We start from the raw sequence: 18,081 nt of genomic DNA, 5'->3' as shown, positions 1-18,081 counted from the left end.
GTCTTATGGTAAAGAAAAGTGAATCTTATGATGAGATGTTTAATAAACTTGATGACATAGTAAAAGACCTTGAAAGTTCTGAATTAAATTTAGAGGAATCATTAAAGGTTTACGAAGAAGGGGTAAAATTGGTTAATAAGCTTTATAAGACTCTCAATGACATGGAAGGAAAAATAAAGGTTATTAATGCAAAAGAAGAAGTTAAAGATTTTACTATTGAAGAATAGAGGACTAAAACTTCAAATTTACGTTAAAATAAAAGGAGTAAGTAATGAGCATTGAAGATATCAAAGGACTGATAGATGAATATCTTGATAATTATTTCATCGACAAAGGTGGAGAAAATAAGTTAATATATGATGCAATGGCTTATAGCCTAAATATAGGTGGCAAAAGAATACGCCCCATAATAATGATGTTAACTTATAACTTGTATAAGGAAAATTTTCAAGACATACTGCCTATGGCTGGAGCTTTAGAAATGATACATACATATTCGCTTATACATGATGACTTACCTTGTATGGATAATGATGATTTAAGACGCGGAAAACCTACCAGTCATAAAGTTTTTGGAGAAGCTATGGCAGTTTTAGCAGGTGACGGTCTTCTTAATGAGGCTTTTTCAATTATGATTAATTACTCCTGTTCAGACAAGAGGTTAGAAGCCTTAGAAGCAACAAAAGTAATAACGGATGCTGCTGGCGGAAAGGGAATGATTGGTGGTCAGGTAGTAGACATAATTAATGAAGGTAAATCAATTTCAGAAGATACACTTAAATATATGCATGAAAAGAAAACAGGTGAACTGATTAAGGCAGCCATATTAGCTGGAGCAATTTTGGGTGAGGCAACTGAAAGAGATATTGATATTTTAAAAGAATACGGATATAAATTAGGTCTTGCTTTTCAAATAAAGGATGATATTTTAGATGTTTTAGGCAGCACAGAAAAGCTTGGTAAAAAAGTGAAAAGCGATGAAAATAATAATAAAACTAACTTTATTACTGTTTATGGGATAGAAAAATCTGAAGGGTTATGTAAAGAAATTACGGCAGAATGTTTAGCTCTTTTAGAAAAATTAAATAAAGATACAGGTAAACTTAAGGAGTTAACTCTAGAGCTTTTACATAGAGAATCATAATTAAATAGAAGGAATGAAAAATATGTATAGATATTTAGATAAAATCAAATGTCCTAATGATGTTAAAAAATTAAATTCACATGAAATTTTAGCACTTTCAGGTGAAATAAGAGAGTTCTTAATTGATAATGTATCTAAGACTGGTGGGCATTTAGCATCAAATTTAGGTGTTGTAGAAGTAACTTTAAGTTTATTTAAGGTATTTAATCTAGAAAAAGATAAGATTGTTTGGGACGTAGGTCATCAAAGCTATGTACATAAAATTCTCACAGGAAGAAAAGATAAATTTGAAACTTTAAGAAAATATGGTGGAATAAGTGGATTTCCTAAGCGATGTGAAAGCAAGTATGATTCATTTGATACAGGACATAGTAGTACATCTATATCAGCAGCCTTAGGTATGGCAAGAGCAAGAGATATATTGAAAAAAGATAATCATGTGATAGCAGTGATTGGTGATGGTGCTTTAACAGGCGGAATGGCTTTCGAAGCACTTAATGATGTAGGATATAGTAAAACAAACCTAATAATAATTTTGAATGATAATCAGATGTCTATATCAGATAATGTTGGGGGACTTTCAACTTATTTAAGTAAGGTTAGATTAGATCCAGGTTATAATAGACTGAAGAATGAAATTAACAATACCTTAAACCAAACAACTGTAGGTAAAAATATAGCTACTTCAATAAGTAAGATAAAAGATAGTATAAAGCAGTTAGTAGTGCCTAGTATGCTTTTTGAAGATATGGGATTGAAATATTTAGGTCCAATCGATGGACATAATATAGATGAAATAAGTGATATGCTTTACAAAGCAAAAAAATCAGATGGACCAGTAATTATACATACAATTACTCAAAAAGGAAAAGGGTACAATTTTGCAGAAGAGAATCCTAACAAATTTCACAGTATAGCTCCTTTTGATAGTTGTAGTGGAGAGTTATGTCCTTCAAACAAAAGAACCTATTCAAATGCCTTTGGAGAAAGTTTAATTGACATTGCTAAAGAGATTGATGAAGTTGTAGCTGTAACTGCAGCTATGCCTGATGGAACTGGACTTAAGAAATTTGCACAAGAATTTCCACACAGATTTTTCGATGTAGGAATAGCAGAACAGCATGCAACAACATTGGCAGCTGGAATGGCAAAGGAAGGTTTAAAACCAGTATTTGCAGTATACTCAACGTTCTTGCAAAGAGCTTATGATCAGGTGTTGCATGATGTGTGTGTGCAGAATCTGCCAGTAGTTTTTGCTATAGACAGAGCTGGTATAGTTGGAGAAGATGGAGAAACACATCAAGGAGTATTTGATATATCTTATCTTTCACATATACCTAATCTAAATATAGTTGCACCGAAGTGTTTAGAAGAAGTGAAACCTATACTAAGATGGGCACTTATGCAAGATGAACCAGTGGCTATTAGATACCCAAGAGGTGGAGATATACCAGGGATAGAATTAAGTCCTATTGAAAAAGTAGAAAAAGGTAAATGGGATTTAATGAGAAAAGGTAAAGATATAGTTATAATTGCTACCGGTAAGATGGTTCAACATTCAGAAGCAGCTATTAAACTTCTTGGAGAAGAGTATAATGTAGGATTAATTAATGCTACATTTATAAAACCATTAGACAAAAAACTTTTAGATGATATAGCTAAAGATTACAAATATGTAATTACAGTAGAAGACAATGTTATAAGCGGTGGACTAGGTAGCGAAATATTAAGTTACCTTAATGCAATAGAATATAATGGTAAGATTGTAAACTTAGGATATGAAGATAAATTTATACAACATGGAGATTTAAGTACTTTATATAAATTGAACAAACTTGATATTACTTCAATAAAAGATGAAATAGTAAATACATTAAAATAGAACAATATAAATTTAATTTAAGACTAGGTTAAAGCACTGTATTGAAATTTAGGTATCACTTATAGTATATCTAGTGGTAATACCTAAATTTCAACAGTAATCTTAAACATGGCTTTAGTTATAGGGTTCCATTACGAAAACTATTTTTAAAACTCTAACGGATTCTGGTGAGAGAATTTTAAAATATAAATTTAAGTAGGAAGTGGTTCATCTATATATACATAATTGCAGATATAGAGGAGATAAAATGGGAGACAAAAAAGAAAGATTGGACATTCTTCTTGTGGAGAAGGGATTTTTTCAATCTAGAGAAAGAGCAAAGACCAGCATAATGGCTGGAAATGTTTTTATAGATGGAAGAAGAGTAGATAAAAGTGGCGAAAAGGTAAAGGTAGAAGCAGAAATTGTAGTAAAAGGTAATGATATTCCTTATGTGAGCAGAGGTGGCTTTAAATTAGAGAAAGCTATAAAATCCTTTGATATCGAGCTAAAGGATAAGGTATGCTTAGATATAGGAGCATCCACTGGTGGATTTACTGATTGTATGCTACAAAATGGATCAAAAAAGGTTTATGCAATCGATGTTGGTTATGGACAGTTTGCTTGGAAGCTTAGAACTGATGAGAGAGTTGTATGTATGGAAAGAACTAATGTAAGATACGTAACTGAAGATCAATTAGCTGAGAAAGCAGATTTTGCTTCGATCGATGTATCGTTTATATCTCTTACAAAAGTAACTCCTGCAGTAGTAAATCTTCTTCAAGAACAAGGTGAGGTTGTAGCACTAATAAAGCCTCAATTTGAAGCAGGAAGAGAGAAAGTTGGTAAAAAAGGCGTAGTTAGAGATCCAGAAACTCATAAAGAAGTAATTAAGAAAATTGTAGGATTTATATTATCGCTAAATTTATCAATCAAAGGCTTAGATTTTTCGCCAATCAAAGGACCTGAAGGAAATATTGAGTATTTAGTATACTTTACTAAAGCACAATATGAAGCAGATTTTAATATAGATGAAAGAATTGATAAGGTAGTTCAGGACTCTCATAATAACATATAGCCTGGAGGGAACTATGAGAAATATAGGAATTTTCATTAATCCATCTAAAGATAAAGATGGTTCAATAATTAATGCAATAATAAAGAAAACACAAGAATATTTTCAGAATTCATATGTTTTTAGAGTTCAAAACCATAAAGATATTGAAAAAAATATAGATATAGATTGTCTAATGGTTTTAGGCGGTGATGGAACTATTCTAGGAGCAACAAGAGATTTAGCAGTACCAACTGATCTAGCTATATTTGGCATAAATATAGGTAATCTTGGATTTCTTACAAGTGTTGATATTAAATGTGTTGATTATGCATTAGAGTGTCTAAAAAATAAAAAGTTTAGATATGAAAAAAGAATGATGCTAAAATGTAATGTTCAATGTGCTAGTGGGACTTATGATAATATAGCCTTAAATGATATAGTTATAGCTAAGGGTACTCTTTCAAGAATGGTAAAATATAAGATTCTTGTTGATAACAAATTTTATTCATCGTTCAAAGGTGACGGAGTTATAATATCAACTCCTACTGGATCGACAGCCTATTCATTTTCAGCAGGTGGGCCTCTAATAATGCCGTCACTAGAAATTATAACTATAGTTCCTATATGTTCTCATACTCCGACAATGAAGCCTATTGTTATAAATGGCAGCAGTACAGTGGAAATACAAGCTGAAAGTTTTGCAGAAGAAATATTTTTAACTGTGGATGGGCAAAAATCCATAAAATTGAGTAATAATTGCAAGATAATGGTTGGGAAAAATGAAAAGTCTTGTAACTTAATACTTTTAGATGAATATGACTATTTTAACGTACTTAGAAAAAAAATCTTAAGCCAAGATGGCGAATGGTAAGGTGAGGGTAACGTGAAATCAAAGAGGCATACAAAGATTTTAGAAATAATTAACAACAGGTCAGTTGAAACACAAGAGGAACTTGCAGATACATTAAAGAATGAAGGCTTTGATGTGACTCAAGCGACTGTCTCTAGAGATATAAAAACTTTAAAGTTAATAAAAGTACTTGGTTCAGATGGAAAATACAAGTATGCATCTATTAATAATAGTACAAATGATATGAGTGATAAAATGGCCAATATATTTTCTAATACTGTTTTACATGTAGAAAATGTAGATAAGATGGTTGTGGTAAAAACTTTGTCAGGATCAGCATCTGCTGCTGCTGAAGCAATAGATACTTTACATTTTTCTGACATAGCAGGAACTATAGCTGGTGATAATACAATTTTTATTTTGGTTAGAAGTATAGATAAAGCTGAAGAATTAGTTTCTAAGATGAGAAGAATGATAAATACTTAAATTTAAGTAAGGTGGGTTAAGATGTTATTACAACTTACTATTGAGAACTTTGCACTTATAGAGAAAATTTGTTTAAGCTTTGATAAAGGATTTAATATACTTTCCGGAGAAACAGGAGCAGGTAAATCAATAATTATTGATGCTATAAATTATGTGCTTGGAGGAAAGTTTAATAAAGATATTATCAGAACTGGTGAAAATAAAACTTTTGTAGAAGCTATATTTGATATAGAAAGCACAAGAACAAAGAATGCACTTGAAGAATTAGAGATAGAAACAGATGACCTTATTATAATATCAAGAGAATCTTTTCAAAATGGAAAATCTGTTATTAAAGTAAATGGTAAAAGTTTAATCATTTCTTCACTTAAAAAGCTTACTGAGACCTTGGTGGATATTCATGGTCAGCACGAAAATCAAAATCTTATGAATAAATCTAGTCATATTAACTATTTAGATAGTTTTGGTGAAGAAAGTATTTCGGAAACCTTATCTGAGTATAGAAAACTTTTTAATGAAGTTTCAGTGATAGAAGAGAAGATTAGAGAGCTTAGAGGTAATGAAGATAATGAAAAGCTTGCCAATTATATTAAATATCAGATCGATGACATAGATGAAGGTAAGTTAAAGCCTGAAGAAGAAACTGAATTAAATGAAAAACTAGCTATATTGTCAAATGCTGAAAAAATAAGCAAAGTTCTTTCTCATACATATAATGATTTAAGAGGGGGAAGTGAAGATGGATCGATTATTGATAAATTATCTCGTATCTGCTATGATCTGTCCTCTATAACTAAATATTCAGATAAGATAAAAAAGAGCTATGAAGATTTAAATGAAATATTTTATAATTTACAGGAAATTTCCAATGAATTTAGAGATATAAGTGATGAATATGTTTTTGATGATGATGAATTGGACAGGGTTAATAGAAGAACTTATGAAATAGGATTATATAAGAAGAAATATGGAGAGACTATAGAAATTATATTAGATTATAGAATGCAGCTAGAAGAACAGTATAATCAGATAGTAAACTCCGAACAAATAATCAGTTCATTAGTAGACGAAAAAAATAAGATTTACCAGAATATGAGAATATTAAGCGATAAGTTGCATAACTTAAGAATTACAATAGGAAAAGATCTTGAAGAGAGGATAAGTTCAGAATTAAGATTTGTAGGTTTAGAGAAAAGTAAATTCAGTATCGATATAAGTTCTGTAGACGAATTTAATATATATGGGATGGATAAAGTATTATTCCTCATTTCTACAAATCCTGGAGAACCTTTAAAGTCTTTAGAAAAAGTAGTATCTGGTGGAGAACTTTCAAGAATAATGTTATCTTTAAAAACAGTCTTTGTTAATAAAGATAAAATACCTACAGTAATATTTGATGAAATAGATACAGGAATAAGTGGCAGAATTGCTCAAGCGGTAGGAGAAAAAATGTATGAAGTCTCTGTTAAACATCAAGTTTTTTGCATAACTCACCTTCCGCAGATAGCTTCAATGTCAGACAATCATTTCCTAATATCTAAGCATGTTGATGGAGAAAAGACATATACTAAGGTTAAAACAATGAATTCTGATGAAAAAGACTTAGAGGTAGCTAAAATGATTGGCGGAGTTGAAGTAACTTCAGCTACTTTAGTAAATGCAAAAGAAATGGTTGAATTGGCAAATATTAAGAAAAACAAAATGAAATCTAATACATAATAAATGAAAATTTAGGAAAAATAGAACTATTAAATGTAGTTCTATTTTTTTGTTTTTATAGAATATTAGCGAGGTTTACATAAAAATTCAAGTAAAAATTTTATTAAAAGAAGATAAAATTAGTATTATTTTATTTTTATTGTCTTTAATAACAAAGTTAATACAGCATATGCATTTATATTTGTGGGTAACTTAAATGTAAAGAGAAGGAGGAGATAAAATGAATATGAAGCTTATAAAAAATTTGTTTTGCGTATTAAGTTTATTTATGTTCGTAAGCTTTTACACATTCTCTTCTAATGAATTTACAACCACTAGAAGTTACACGAATATAGTGCAGAAGGGATACAGTAACATTCTTACATACTTTAATAAAGATACAAGTAGCAAAGAAGTTCAGGCAAAACCAAAAGCACTAGCAATGGTACCAATGAAATCAGTTTTTTCTCAAAAAACTGAAGAGTTAGAATTATATCCTGGTGGTAGTTGTGTAGGTGTCAAAATACAAACCAAAGGAGTCCTAGTAGTGGGATTTTCAGATATTGAAACAAATGAAGGAAAAGCTGAAAGCCCAAGTAGAAAAGCAGGGATAGAATTAGGTGATGTGGTTTTAAAGATAAATAATGAGGAAATACAAAACTCCAAGGACTTAATAAGGAAACTAAACAATTTGACCACTTCTAATGTGACAGTAACTATAGATCGTAATAATCAGATAGTAGATAAAACTATTAATAGTATAAAAGCTACCACAGACGAAAAATACAAAATAGGTTTGTGGGTAAGAGATTCTACTGCAGGAGTGGGAACATTAACTTTTTATGATGCTAAAACTCAAAAATTTGGGGCTTTAGGACATCCGATAACAGATAATGATACAAATACTATACTAAGTATAAGAGATGGATCTTTAGTTAATACATCAATAATTAGTGTGCGAAAAGGTCAAAAAGGAACACCTGGAGAATTAAAAGGTGTATTTGTAGAAGAAGAGAATTCTTTAGGATCAATAGTAAACAATACTGTTTGTGGTATATTTGGAACAGCAAATAAAACATTAGGTACTAGAAGCAGTGCGCCTTTAAAAGTTGGATTCAGAGATGAAATAAAAGAAGGAAAAGCGAAAATAATAACAACTATTGATGAAAGTGGTCCACAAATGTACGATATTGAAATCGTCAAACTTTTATCTCAAGATAAACCTGGTCCAAAGAGCATGATTATAAAAGTAACGGATCCTAAGTTGTTAGAAAAAACAGGTGGTATTGTTCAAGGGATGAGTGGAAGTCCAATTATACAAAATAATAAAATAGTTGGAGCAGTAACACATGTTTTAATAAATAAACCTGATGTAGGATATGGTATTTATATAGAATGGATGTTAAAAGATGCGGGTATTATACAGTAACATAAAAGTAAATATTGTGATATAATTAAAAAAGATATCTTAATAAGATATCTTTTTTTAAATAAAAAAATTTTTAAGAAGGAAATAAAGAACTTTTGTCGAATTTATTTAATTGTAATTAATTGTTAATAATTGGAATGATTATGCGAAGGGGAGAATTTTATGCAAGAATCAAAAATATCAGTATTAATAGCAGACGATAATAAGGAATTCTGTAATATATTAAATGATTATCTTCTTAATCAGAGAGATATAATAGTAACTGGAATTGCTAAGGATGGGTTAGAAGCTCTTAAATTAATAGAGGAAAGAAAGCCTGATCTAGTTGTATTAGATATAATTATGCCACATTTAGATGGACTAGGAGTTTTAGAAAAACTTGCTTCCATGAACTTAGACCCATTTCCAAGGATAATTGTACTTTCTGCTGTAGGGCAAGATAAAATTACTCAAAGAGCAATAACTCTTGGCGCAGATTACTATGTTGTTAAACCATTTGACATGGATGTATTTACAAAGAGAATAAGACAAATGTTCAATGATACAATATCTGGAGATTCTACTAGAAAAACTGTACCTTTAATGGAAACACCAGAAGTTAAGGTGGAAACTAAAAAAGAACCATTAGATTTAGAATCTGAAATAACAAGCATCATTCATGAAATTGGAGTTCCTGCTCATATTAAGGGATATATGTATTTGAGAGAAGCTATAAGCATGGTAGTAAATGATATGGAATTGTTATCTGCAGTGACAAAAGAATTGTATCCTTCTATAGCAAAGAGATATAATACCACTGCTAGTAGAGTTGAAAGAGCTATAAGACATGCTATAGAAGTAGCTTGGGGAAGAGGACAAGTGGATGCTATAAACAAACTATTTGGCTATACTGTTCACAATGATAAGGGCAAGCCAACAAATTCTGAATTTATTGCTATGGTCGCAGATAAATTAAGACTTAAAAATAAAGTGAGCTAACATATTGAAATAGCTTTTAAAATTTGAATGATTTGAAAGAGTAATATAACCTTTTTTGGATATATTCAAATTTATAAATTTTAAACAATTTATAATAGGCCTTCTATTTTCACTTAGGTGATGTAGAAGGTTTTTATTTTTTAAATGTAAAAAAATATAGGATAAAATTTTTAACATAAATTAATAAATTAGGAGGTTAAAAGCTAACTATGGAGAATATACATAAGTAACATAATAAGTAAGTCTATGTATATTATTAACGATATAAAGGGAGGTTAATATGCGGAAAATATTTAATGATGGAGAAATTATAAAAAGAGTTTATAATGTTGTCATAAAAGGAAACGCTATGCCAATAGCAATTGTTCTGTTAGCAATCAGTTTGTTTTTTAGTGCAAGCATTTTAGAAAAATCAATGAAACAACTAGCAAATTCATATGAGTTGAATGGGCAGTCTAGTGCAAACGGAATGTATGCTATAGCACAATCAAATTCTAATATAGGAAATGTAATGAACAATCAAAATAACAATAATCTAACTATAAATTCAACTAATAACAAAACGATGCTTGATTTTGTAGATACTTATAGATATTTAAATATGTCAGAAGATGATTTGAATAAGCTTGTTGCGAGTCCAGATGCCAAAATTCCTTTCCTAAAGGTTAATGGAAAATACATTTTTTATAAAAATGCACTAGATAAGTGGTTAGAAACTGCAAGAGTTGAAGTTAAGTGATTTAGTATAGCAAATAATATAAAAAATGCTAAAATGTAAATAAAGTGATAACAATTTTAAAACAACAATAATTTTATTGACTTTAAAGTACATAAATATTATAATATAATAAAAGTTAATAATATTTATCAAGAGTTATGGAAGAGGATTAGCTCGTTTGTACCATAACACCAACCTGTTTTATTCAAGGTGGTAATGCTAATAAGGATAAGCGGTTTTTTAATTGTAAACTACCTCTTATCGTATGATTAGAGGTTTATTTTATTTTTATTAATCTAAAATTTAATAAGTTTGCTTATAAAGAGTAAGGGAGAGAATGGGCTCGATGAACTTACAGCAACCTACCACGGTGTGGTGCTAAAACCTACCATATTTTATATGGGACTATAAGATTGATATAGAGATTATGGCTTCCTTATAGATATAAGGAAGTCTTTTTTATTGTAAAGTAAGGTGTAAAATTATTAGCAATTTTTAAATAAAAGGAGAGATGTTTGTGAAGGGTTTAAATGAAGTAAAGAAAGGTGGATTTAGTAGAAACTCTTTTTCGGATACAGTGATAAGAAGTAGTGCAAATACAGAAGAATATGTAAGCTATGTTATTTCGTTGATAAATAGCAATCTATTTAGTGGAGCGGATGCAGTAGACTATTTATTAGATGAGGAAAGTCTTTGTTTATATCATGGGCAGAACGAATTTCTAAATATATCACAGAAATATGTAGATAACTTTAGACAAAGAGGAAATTTTGCTTTTGACAAATTTATACTTGATATATTGTCAGCTAATGGCTTTGATATAAATAAACGTAATAATTACTATAACAAGTTGAAGAGAGTATGCATGTAATTATAGTTTAAACTTAGAGATAAGCTTAATCTATATTTACTTTTGTGAAAATTTGGTATATTATTTAACTTAAAATGAAAATCGATAAAATCTTCTAATATATAAAAATAAAATTTTTGTGGATATACCATAATATTATTAGTTAAAAAAACATTGAAGATTTATTAAAAATGTGAAAGTTCGGAGGATGATTATGAGTTTTAAGTTAGATGAAAAAACTTTACAAGAGGATTTGAAATATACTGGAGATTATATAAAAGTAGTAAGAAGTAAGGTAGAACTTCCAGATGGAAGAGTTGGACATAGAGATATAGTTAGACATCCAGGGGCTGTGGCTATAGTAGCTATCAAAGATAATGGAATGATTTTAATAGTAGAGCAATTTAGAAAACCAGTAGAAAAGATACTCCTTGAGATACCGGCAGGCAAGTTAAATGCTGGTGAAAATCCTATGGAAGCGGCAAAAAGAGAGTTAGAAGAGGAAACTGGTTACAGCTGTAGTCATATCCAGTTCTTAGGTAAGATAGCGACAGCACCTGGATTTTGTGATGAGTACATAGGGATTTATAAAGCAACAGGACTTATTAAAGGTGAGACAGACTTTGATGATGATGAATTTATAAATCTAAAAGAATTTAAATTAGAGGAATTAAAAGATATGATAAGGCAAGGTAAAATTGAAGATGGAAAAACTATTGCAGCTCTTCAATTTATATAGATAAAATATTTGTTAAAAAAAGTTCATCTTATATTCACCAAATACATAATTTCTTTAAGTATATCTTGAGAGATTTGAACATAATATTTATTAAGCAAAAAAAGGGGGATAAAAAGATGAACACATTTATTAATAAAATTAATGAAAACTTAAGACAAAATAAATTAATTTACTTAATAATTACTGCGGTATTTATTATAGGATTAGTTTTAGGAATTTACTCGATACTTTATATGAGCCAAGCTAGTAAAAATGATGTTACGAGCTATTTTAATAGTTTTGTTTCTTCAGTAAGCGATAAGCAGATAAATTATAAAGACTTGATAATTGAATCCTTAAAAAACAATCTAATATTCTTCATTGGAATATTATTGTTAGGCTTTATAATAGTAGGAGCACCTTTTGTACTTATTATAGTACTTGTTAAAGGCTTTTTAATTGGGTTTTCATTTTCTTTATTGGTAAATATACTTGGTAACCGTGGAGTTGGACTAGCTCTCATTGCACTGGTGCCTCAAAATATTGTTATCGTACCTTTTATAATAATATGTAGTTCTTTAGCAGTACAGTTTTCTATGGCAAAGCTTAAAAGTAAGTTTACTAAATCAGTAGTTTCCAATGAGGCTATTTTAAGTTATGTTAACTTCTATTTATTTTCAGCTATATTTTTAGTTGCAGGAATATTCTTAGAAACTTATATAGTTCCTAATTTGATGAAAATAATAATCAAGAAATTTTATGTATAGGATGTTTTAATATGAATGATTTTATTAATTTATATAAAGAAAATTTAATAGCTAAGAATAAGAGCAATAATACTATAGAAGCATATATAACAGATATTGTTGGATATTATAATTTTCTAAAGGAAAATAATATAGATCCTTTAGAAAATGATTATTCAGTGAACTGCTATGTACAAGCTATTACTGAAACAAAAAGCGTAAAATCAATAGAAAGATGTGTTATAGCTTTAAGAAGTTACTATAGATTCTTAAGTGATAAGAATTTAGTTAAGGAAGTTCCTAAATTTCCTAAGGTTGACAGAAATGAAAGAAGGGACATAGGTCCAATTTTGACTGTTGAAGAAGTGGAGAAAATAATAAATTGTATTGATATAAGCAATATAAAAGGAGTAAGAGATAGAGCAGTTTTAGAGATGCTTTATGGAACTGGGATTAAGGCTACAGAGGCGATTTCCTTGACTGTTGATGATGTTAATCTAGATCTTAACTTTATTACTTGTAAGGATGGAAGAGGGTTAGAACGAATAATTCCATTTGGAAGAGCGGCTAGAAATGCAATTATCGAGTATTTAAGTCAAAGAGAAAAGATAAGCAAAGATGAGAAAATGTTATTTTTAAATTTGAATGGAAAGGGTTTAACAAGACAGGGAGTTTGGAGGATCGTTAAAGAGTATAATGAAAAAGCAAGCATAAAAAAGATTATAAATCTTAACACTTTGAGGCATTCTTTTGCTATACATTTATTAGAAAATGGAGCTAATCCAAAGATTGTACAGCAACTTATGGGAACGCATGTAATGAACTATATGGACTTATATTTTGATTACGTTTCTAAGGACAAAGTAAATATTTCCTATAATAATTTTCATCCAAGAGCGTAAATTAAATTTTATAATATTAAGCTATATTTAAGAATATTGTTGAAACTAATTGGTTATATAGCGTCGGATGATTAACCAATTAATTTCAACACGATGTTTTAACAGCACATAATATTAAAAAAGAAACTTTAGATTTCAATTACCGTTGTTACGGTATATTTTATAGTCTGGAGTTTCTTTTTTTGTCATAAATTATTTTATTTTGGTAAAAATAATGTCGAAAGGAGGAGTATATATGAAAAAGATTAAATATCAATCAATATGTTTTGCATTATCATTAATTTTCTTATTAGGATTATTTTCATTTCCTGTATTAGCTGATGAACAAATAAAGGTAGAGGCAAAATCAGCAATATTAATGGAGGCTGTAAGTGGTAAAATACTTTTTGAGCAAAATTCTCATGAAAAATTTGCACCAGCTTCAGTTACAAAGGTAATGACTATGCTTTTAGCTATGGAGGCTGTAGATAGTGGAAAGATAAAATTAAATGATAAGATTACAGCCAGCGAAAATGCCAAAAAGATGGGTGGAAGCACAATGCTTCTTGATACAGGTGAGATAAGAACTGTTGAGGAAATTCTTAAAGGTATTGCAATAGCTTCAGGAAATGATGCTGCCGTAGCAATGGCAGAATATCTTGCAGGTACTGAAGACAGTTTTGTAGGTCTTATGAATGAAAAAGCACAAGCTTTAGGCATGAAGGATACTACTTTTAAAAACTGTACTGGACTTCCTGCTGATGGACACATGTCGACTGCTTATGATATTTCACTAATGTCAAGGGAGTTATTGAAACATCCACAGATACTAAAATACACTGGTACATATATGGATAACATATCTGAAGGAAGAAAATCACCTATAGAACTTGTAAACCATAATAAGCTTGTTAGATTTTTTAAAGGCTGCGATGGACTTAAAACTGGTTTTACAAATGATGCAAAATACTGCATATCAGCAACTGCTACAAGAGATGGTGTAAGAATGCTTTCAGTAATTATGGGAGCACCAACCTTCAAAATCAGAAACAGAGATGCTAGTATGTTATTAAACTTTGGCTTCTCAAAGTTTGAAAGCAAAAAGCTATTTGTTAAGGATCAAGATGTTGAAAAGATAAGCATGAGTAAAGATGGAGAAAAGTTCTTTATGGCAAAAGCTAAAACTGATGCTGTTGTAACCATCGAAAAAGGATCTGCTGATAAGATTACTAAAAAGTTATCATTGAAAACAGATAAAATTAAATTTAAAAAAGGTGAAACAGTAGGAAAATGTGATTTCTTCTTAGGAGAAGAATTAATAGGATCGGTTGAATTGTATTCTGACAGAGATATAAAGAAAGCTAATTTCTTAGAGAATATAAAATACAATTTCCAAAACCTTTTCAAAGGTGGAGTATAAGAAGGAGTAAAATCCTTCTTTTTTACTGTTAAGACCAGTATAAAATTTTTTGCTAGCTAAACCTAGTAATTTCAAGAGTTTAGAACAGCTATTTAGGGTAGACAGTAAAAAATAAAATTTATGTCGCCTGCCAAGTTTCCCTCATATGCATTCGGAAAGGCAGATGCGTTAAAAAAGCTTGCTGAAGAAGGTCGCTTCAGCGACTTTTTTATTGCCTTTTTTGATTTATTGCTTAATAATCTTTAAATTGATATTATATATATAGGAAGTTTTAAGACAAGCGATACTTCTTAGTATTTCGCTTTTATATTTTGGCTATGTTTAAAACTATCGTTGAAGTTAAATAATTATACGTAAGCTAATTAAAGCAGCGGATAATTAAACTCTTAATTTCAACAGGATGTTTTACAGTGGCTATATTTTACATACTTTAATGAATTAAAAAATAGGAGAGATTATATGCAGCTTCCAAGCATTAAGATAACGAATTTCGAAGGACCATTTGATCTTCTTTTGCATTTAATAAAGCAGAATAAGATGGAAATTCATGATATTAAGATATATGAACTTACAAATCAATATATGGATTATTTAAACACAATGAAGGAGATGGATTTAGATATTACATCCGAATTTATAGTGGTAGCAGCAACCTTGCTTGAAATTAAGTCAAAGATGCTCCTCCCTAAGCCGGTTAAGGAAGATGAAGAGGACAAAGATCCAAAGCTTGATTTAGTTGAGAAACTTATAATATATAAGAAAATAAAAAATGCAGCAATATTTCTTAGCAAAAAAAGTTTATATACAGGCAAAATATTTACAAAAAAGCCTGAGATAATAGAAGACATGGGTAAAGATAACACTGAAGATTTGCTCTTAAATATAACAATGCTTGATTTGTACAATATTTTTAATCAGCTTATCAATAACTATAAAAATAAGCAGAATACAACTGTTATAGAAAAGAGAATATATGCAGATAAGTACAAATTGGAGGATAAGATGAGTTATATCTCAGAGACAATACTTAGCAGAAAGCATATTGACTTTGAGAATCTTTTATTTGAATGTGAGTCAAAGTTAGAAAAGGTAGTAACATTTCTAGCAGTACTTGAACTCATTAAACAGAGAGTGATAAAAGTAATACAGGAAGATAGCTTTTCTAACATATACATAGAGAGGAATGAATTTAGTGGACAAGATTAGTATAGATCAATTAGGTTTTGAGGAGTTTTCTACGAAAATACAGTATATGTCAGTAATAGAATCTCTACTTTTTGTAACTGGGGAACCATTAGGACCTAAAGATTTAGCGAGAATATTAGAGTGTGATATAGATTTTGTGGAAGAAATAGTAGAATCAATGATAAGAGAATATGAGAATCAAGGAAGAGGAATAAAGATTATAAGCATTAATGGCATGTATCAATTAGTAACAAAGCCACAAAACAGTGATTATGTACAAAAGCTGCTTAAAAAGAATACAAGACAATCCTTATCACAAGCTTCTTTAGAAAGCTTAGCGATAATAGCATATAAACAGCCAGTTACCCGTGTGGAAATTGATGAAATTCGTGGAGTAAAAAGTGATAGTGCAGTACAGAAACTTATGGAAAAGAATTTAATTAAGGAAATGGGGAGACTAGAGGTTCCTGGTAGACCTATTCAATACGGAACTACTGAAGAATTTTTAAGGCAATTTGGCCTCGAGGACTTAAAAGAGCTTCCTTCATTAGACTTATTTGAAGAAATTGAAGAAGTTGAAAATACGCAAGATTTGAATCAATTTGAGGAGCAATAATTAAAACAGAATTTTTGAATATACATATTTTTATGTAATGTTTAATAGGGTACATAGTGAATAGTAGTAAATGGTACATCCAATGATGATAAAGTTTAATGATATATGAAACAAAATCATATGAAGCTAATGATTTTTAAAAGAATAAGCAAATATAGACTTTCACTATATGTGAAAGTCTATATTTTTAGTCTTATTGATTGGTTTCAGGTTTGTCGCAATTTTCTTCCTTGTTAGTTTTAGGCTTTGAAAAGAAATCTTTAATAACCTCTAAGACTTGAGGAACATTATCCACAATTCTATCGTAGGTATTAGTTTGATTTACTGGAAGAAGTCTTACTGAGTTTTCTCTAAGAACTAAAAATGCAACTGGTCTAACGGTAACCCCTGCGCCAGAGCCCCCACCAAATGGATACTTTTCAGGAACTTCTTTACCAAACTCACTTCCGCCAGAAGCAAAACCGAAAGATACTCTAGAAATAGGAATTATATAACTTCCATCTTTTGTTTCTACAGCATCCCCTATTACAGTGTTAACGTCTATCATTTCTCGTAGACTTTCCATGGTTGTTTTCATTAAGTTTTCAATTGGATGATTACATTCCATAACTTTCCCCTTTAGGGTCCACCTCCTTATATTTTAAGGACAATAATATTAATAAAATCATATATATAATTTTTACTAAATTTAAAAAAATTATACTTTTTATTTTAATTTTTACTGAAATACCTTCTGATTGAAAATTAGGAGTTAATTTGGTGTTATTTTCTACAATCTTAAAAGGGATATTTATTATCATATAAATTGTTGTAATAACTTGATATATGATACCGTAAATTTTAGCTGTACTAGCAGCATCTCCTGTGGAATAATTCATTTCATAACATAATCTCATTTTAGGTTTTATCCGATTATGATTTAATCTGTAAACTATTTTTTTCAAAACATCTATATTAAATTGAAGCTTTTTCTTCTTAGGTTTTTTCTTTTCTTTTTTAGTTTTGCACTCTTCCTTTTCTTTTTTCTTTTTTAATGTTTTTTGCAATGAAAATACTTTAAATCTATATATATAAACTTCTAAGTCTAAATCTTGAAATATTATTTTAAGTTTTATAGGAAAAGGCACTATTAATAATAAAAGTATTACTATAAAAATATATAATGCGAGCATTAGCATTCCTCCAAAAATAAAGGATATACAAATCCTTCTACTTATAGTATTTCCAGTTTTTTTATGTATAACCATCTATATCTAGGTTATTTCAATTTTATTTTGGGGAATTTATATATATAGCTTTGCTAACTTGACAAATGATTATATTGATATCTTTATGTTAGATGATGATTTCTTAAAAACTGTTGGCATAGTAAAGTCTCACTAAAATATAAATAAAAATAAATTTATCTTTTTATAGAAAATCATAAAATGGTTTCAAAATATAT

General features: G+C 29.5%; 19 protein-coding genes and 1 riboswitch. Of the genes, 17 read left to right on the top strand and 2 right to left on the bottom strand.

Annotation, left to right across the window (positions count from 1 at the left end; translation table 11 throughout):
• The first annotated feature begins 5 nt into the window (after positions 1-5).
• The 17 genes from xseB (at position 6) to scpB (ending at position 16,637) form a co-directional block, all read left to right on the top strand.
• The gene (gene xseB / locus J3477_RS04840) at positions 6-227 is read left to right on the top strand and encodes an exodeoxyribonuclease VII small subunit (RefSeq protein WP_206868433.1); all 222 of its coding nucleotides are present in this window, start codon (positions 6-8) and stop codon (positions 225-227) included.
• A 44-nt stretch (positions 228-271) separates the two neighbouring features.
• Positions 272-1,144: a polyprenyl synthetase family protein gene (locus J3477_RS04835; protein ID WP_206868432.1), complete on the top strand. Its 873-nt coding sequence runs from the start codon at positions 272-274 to the stop codon at positions 1,142-1,144.
• Positions 1,145-1,166: 22 nt separating this feature from the next.
• Positions 1,167-3,026: a 1-deoxy-D-xylulose-5-phosphate synthase gene (gene dxs / locus J3477_RS04830; RefSeq protein ID WP_206868431.1), complete on the top strand. Its 1,860-nt coding sequence runs from the start codon at positions 1,167-1,169 to the stop codon at positions 3,024-3,026.
• 247 nt (positions 3,027-3,273) lie between these two features.
• Positions 3,274-4,083: a TlyA family RNA methyltransferase gene (locus tag J3477_RS04825; protein ID WP_206868429.1), complete on the top strand. Its 810-nt coding sequence runs from the start codon at positions 3,274-3,276 to the stop codon at positions 4,081-4,083.
• 13 nt (positions 4,084-4,096) lie between these two features.
• On the top strand, positions 4,097-4,933 hold the full coding sequence (locus J3477_RS04820; RefSeq protein WP_206868428.1) for an NAD(+)/NADH kinase: 837 nt from the start codon (positions 4,097-4,099) through the stop codon (positions 4,931-4,933).
• Between the two features lie 12 nt (positions 4,934-4,945).
• Complete coding sequence (locus tag J3477_RS04815; protein WP_206868427.1) at positions 4,946-5,398, top strand: arginine repressor; 453 nt, start codon at positions 4,946-4,948, stop codon at positions 5,396-5,398.
• A 21-nt stretch (positions 5,399-5,419) separates the two neighbouring features.
• A complete protein-coding gene (recN, locus tag J3477_RS04810; RefSeq protein WP_206868426.1) occupies positions 5,420-7,117 on the top strand; it encodes a DNA repair protein RecN in 1,698 nt (565 codons plus the stop codon).
• Between the two features lie 220 nt (positions 7,118-7,337).
• On the top strand, positions 7,338-8,525 hold the full coding sequence (spoIVB, locus tag J3477_RS04805; RefSeq protein WP_206868425.1) for a SpoIVB peptidase: 1,188 nt from the start codon (positions 7,338-7,340) through the stop codon (positions 8,523-8,525).
• 162 nt (positions 8,526-8,687) lie between these two features.
• A complete protein-coding gene (spo0A, locus tag J3477_RS04800) occupies positions 8,688-9,503 on the top strand; it encodes a sporulation transcription factor Spo0A (protein ID WP_183278102.1) in 816 nt (271 codons plus the stop codon).
• 280 nt (positions 9,504-9,783) lie between these two features.
• Positions 9,784-10,242 carry a MerR family transcriptional regulator gene (locus J3477_RS04795; RefSeq protein WP_206868424.1) on the top strand — a complete coding sequence of 153 codons (459 nt, stop codon included), beginning with the start codon at positions 9,784-9,786 and terminating at the stop codon, positions 10,240-10,242.
• A gap of 292 nt (positions 10,243-10,534) precedes the next feature.
• Positions 10,535-10,635: riboswitch (SAM riboswitch) on the top strand.
• 103 nt (positions 10,636-10,738) lie between these two features.
• Positions 10,739-11,092: a hypothetical protein gene (locus J3477_RS04790; RefSeq protein ID WP_206868423.1), complete on the top strand. Its 354-nt coding sequence runs from the start codon at positions 10,739-10,741 to the stop codon at positions 11,090-11,092.
• A gap of 193 nt (positions 11,093-11,285) precedes the next feature.
• Entirely contained in the window at positions 11,286-11,810 is a 525-nt protein-coding gene (locus J3477_RS04785) for an NUDIX hydrolase (protein WP_206868422.1), read from the top strand.
• A 116-nt stretch (positions 11,811-11,926) separates the two neighbouring features.
• The gene (spoIIM, locus tag J3477_RS04780; RefSeq protein WP_206868421.1) at positions 11,927-12,556 is read left to right on the top strand and encodes a stage II sporulation protein M; all 630 of its coding nucleotides are present in this window, start codon (positions 11,927-11,929) and stop codon (positions 12,554-12,556) included.
• Positions 12,557-12,567: 11 nt separating this feature from the next.
• Positions 12,568-13,437 (top strand): tyrosine-type recombinase/integrase, encoded by an 870-nt coding sequence (locus J3477_RS04775; protein WP_206868420.1) that lies wholly within the window; start codon positions 12,568-12,570, stop codon positions 13,435-13,437.
• Between the two features lie 235 nt (positions 13,438-13,672).
• Positions 13,673-14,836, top strand: coding sequence for a D-alanyl-D-alanine carboxypeptidase family protein (locus tag J3477_RS04770; protein WP_206868419.1), 1,164 nt, complete (start codon positions 13,673-13,675; stop codon positions 14,834-14,836).
• Positions 14,837-15,295: 459 nt separating this feature from the next.
• Positions 15,296-16,042 (top strand): segregation/condensation protein A, encoded by a 747-nt coding sequence (locus tag J3477_RS04765; RefSeq protein ID WP_206868418.1) that lies wholly within the window; start codon positions 15,296-15,298, stop codon positions 16,040-16,042.
• Positions 16,043-16,088: 46 nt separating this feature from the next.
• Positions 16,089-16,637: an SMC-Scp complex subunit ScpB gene (gene scpB / locus J3477_RS04760; protein WP_250648845.1), complete on the top strand. Its 549-nt coding sequence runs from the start codon at positions 16,089-16,091 to the stop codon at positions 16,635-16,637.
• 193 nt (positions 16,638-16,830) lie between these two features.
• Here the strand turns inward: scpB and ytfJ are convergent, their stop codons facing one another.
• Both ytfJ and J3477_RS04750 read right to left on the bottom strand, forming a co-directional pair.
• A complete protein-coding gene (ytfJ, locus tag J3477_RS04755) occupies positions 16,831-17,244 on the bottom strand; it encodes a GerW family sporulation protein (RefSeq protein WP_206868415.1) in 414 nt (137 codons plus the stop codon).
• Positions 17,234-17,809 (bottom strand): DUF2953 domain-containing protein, encoded by a 576-nt coding sequence (locus J3477_RS04750; protein WP_206868414.1) that lies wholly within the window; start codon positions 17,807-17,809, stop codon positions 17,234-17,236. Before J3477_RS04750 ends, ytfJ begins: the two co-directional genes overlap by 11 nt.
• Positions 17,810-18,081: the final 272 nt, after the last annotated feature.

The sequence above is a fragment of the Clostridium zeae genome (assembly GCF_017312485.1).
GTDB lineage: Bacteria > Bacillota > Clostridia > Clostridiales > Clostridiaceae > Clostridium_AR > Clostridium_AR zeae.
This window is presented reverse-complemented; position numbering and strand designations above follow the sequence as displayed.

What these genes read in the sequence shown, in the direction of transcription:
- J3477_RS04825 (WP_206868429.1), top strand. Translation starts at nt 3,274, where the DNA reads ATGGGAGACAAAAAAGAAAGATTGGACATTCTTCTTGTGGAGAAGGGA.
- scpB (WP_250648845.1), top strand. Translation starts at nt 16,089, where the DNA reads ATGTCAGTAATAGAATCTCTACTTTTTGTAACTGGGGAACCATTAGGA.
- xseB (WP_206868433.1), top strand. Translation starts at nt 6, where the DNA reads ATGGTAAAGAAAAGTGAATCTTATGATGAGATGTTTAATAAACTTGAT.
- J3477_RS04775 (WP_206868420.1), top strand. Translation starts at nt 12,568, where the DNA reads ATGAATGATTTTATTAATTTATATAAAGAAAATTTAATAGCTAAGAAT.
- J3477_RS04835 (WP_206868432.1), top strand. Translation starts at nt 272, where the DNA reads ATGAGCATTGAAGATATCAAAGGACTGATAGATGAATATCTTGATAAT.
- J3477_RS04750 (WP_206868414.1), bottom strand. Translation starts at nt 17,809, where the DNA reads ATGCTCGCATTATATATTTTTATAGTAATACTTTTATTATTAATAGTG.
- spoIVB (WP_206868425.1), top strand. Translation starts at nt 7,338, where the DNA reads ATGAATATGAAGCTTATAAAAAATTTGTTTTGCGTATTAAGTTTATTT.
- J3477_RS04765 (WP_206868418.1), top strand. Translation starts at nt 15,296, where the DNA reads ATGCAGCTTCCAAGCATTAAGATAACGAATTTCGAAGGACCATTTGAT.
- spo0A (WP_183278102.1), top strand. Translation starts at nt 8,688, where the DNA reads ATGCAAGAATCAAAAATATCAGTATTAATAGCAGACGATAATAAGGAA.
- J3477_RS04795 (WP_206868424.1), top strand. Translation starts at nt 9,784, where the DNA reads ATGCGGAAAATATTTAATGATGGAGAAATTATAAAAAGAGTTTATAAT.
- spoIIM (WP_206868421.1), top strand. Translation starts at nt 11,927, where the DNA reads ATGAACACATTTATTAATAAAATTAATGAAAACTTAAGACAAAATAAA.
- dxs (WP_206868431.1), top strand. Translation starts at nt 1,167, where the DNA reads ATGTATAGATATTTAGATAAAATCAAATGTCCTAATGATGTTAAAAAA.
- J3477_RS04820 (WP_206868428.1), top strand. Translation starts at nt 4,097, where the DNA reads ATGAGAAATATAGGAATTTTCATTAATCCATCTAAAGATAAAGATGGT.
- J3477_RS04785 (WP_206868422.1), top strand. Translation starts at nt 11,286, where the DNA reads ATGAGTTTTAAGTTAGATGAAAAAACTTTACAAGAGGATTTGAAATAT.
- recN (WP_206868426.1), top strand. Translation starts at nt 5,420, where the DNA reads ATGTTATTACAACTTACTATTGAGAACTTTGCACTTATAGAGAAAATT.
- ytfJ (WP_206868415.1), bottom strand. Translation starts at nt 17,244, where the DNA reads ATGGAATGTAATCATCCAATTGAAAACTTAATGAAAACAACCATGGAA.
- J3477_RS04770 (WP_206868419.1), top strand. Translation starts at nt 13,673, where the DNA reads ATGAAAAAGATTAAATATCAATCAATATGTTTTGCATTATCATTAATT.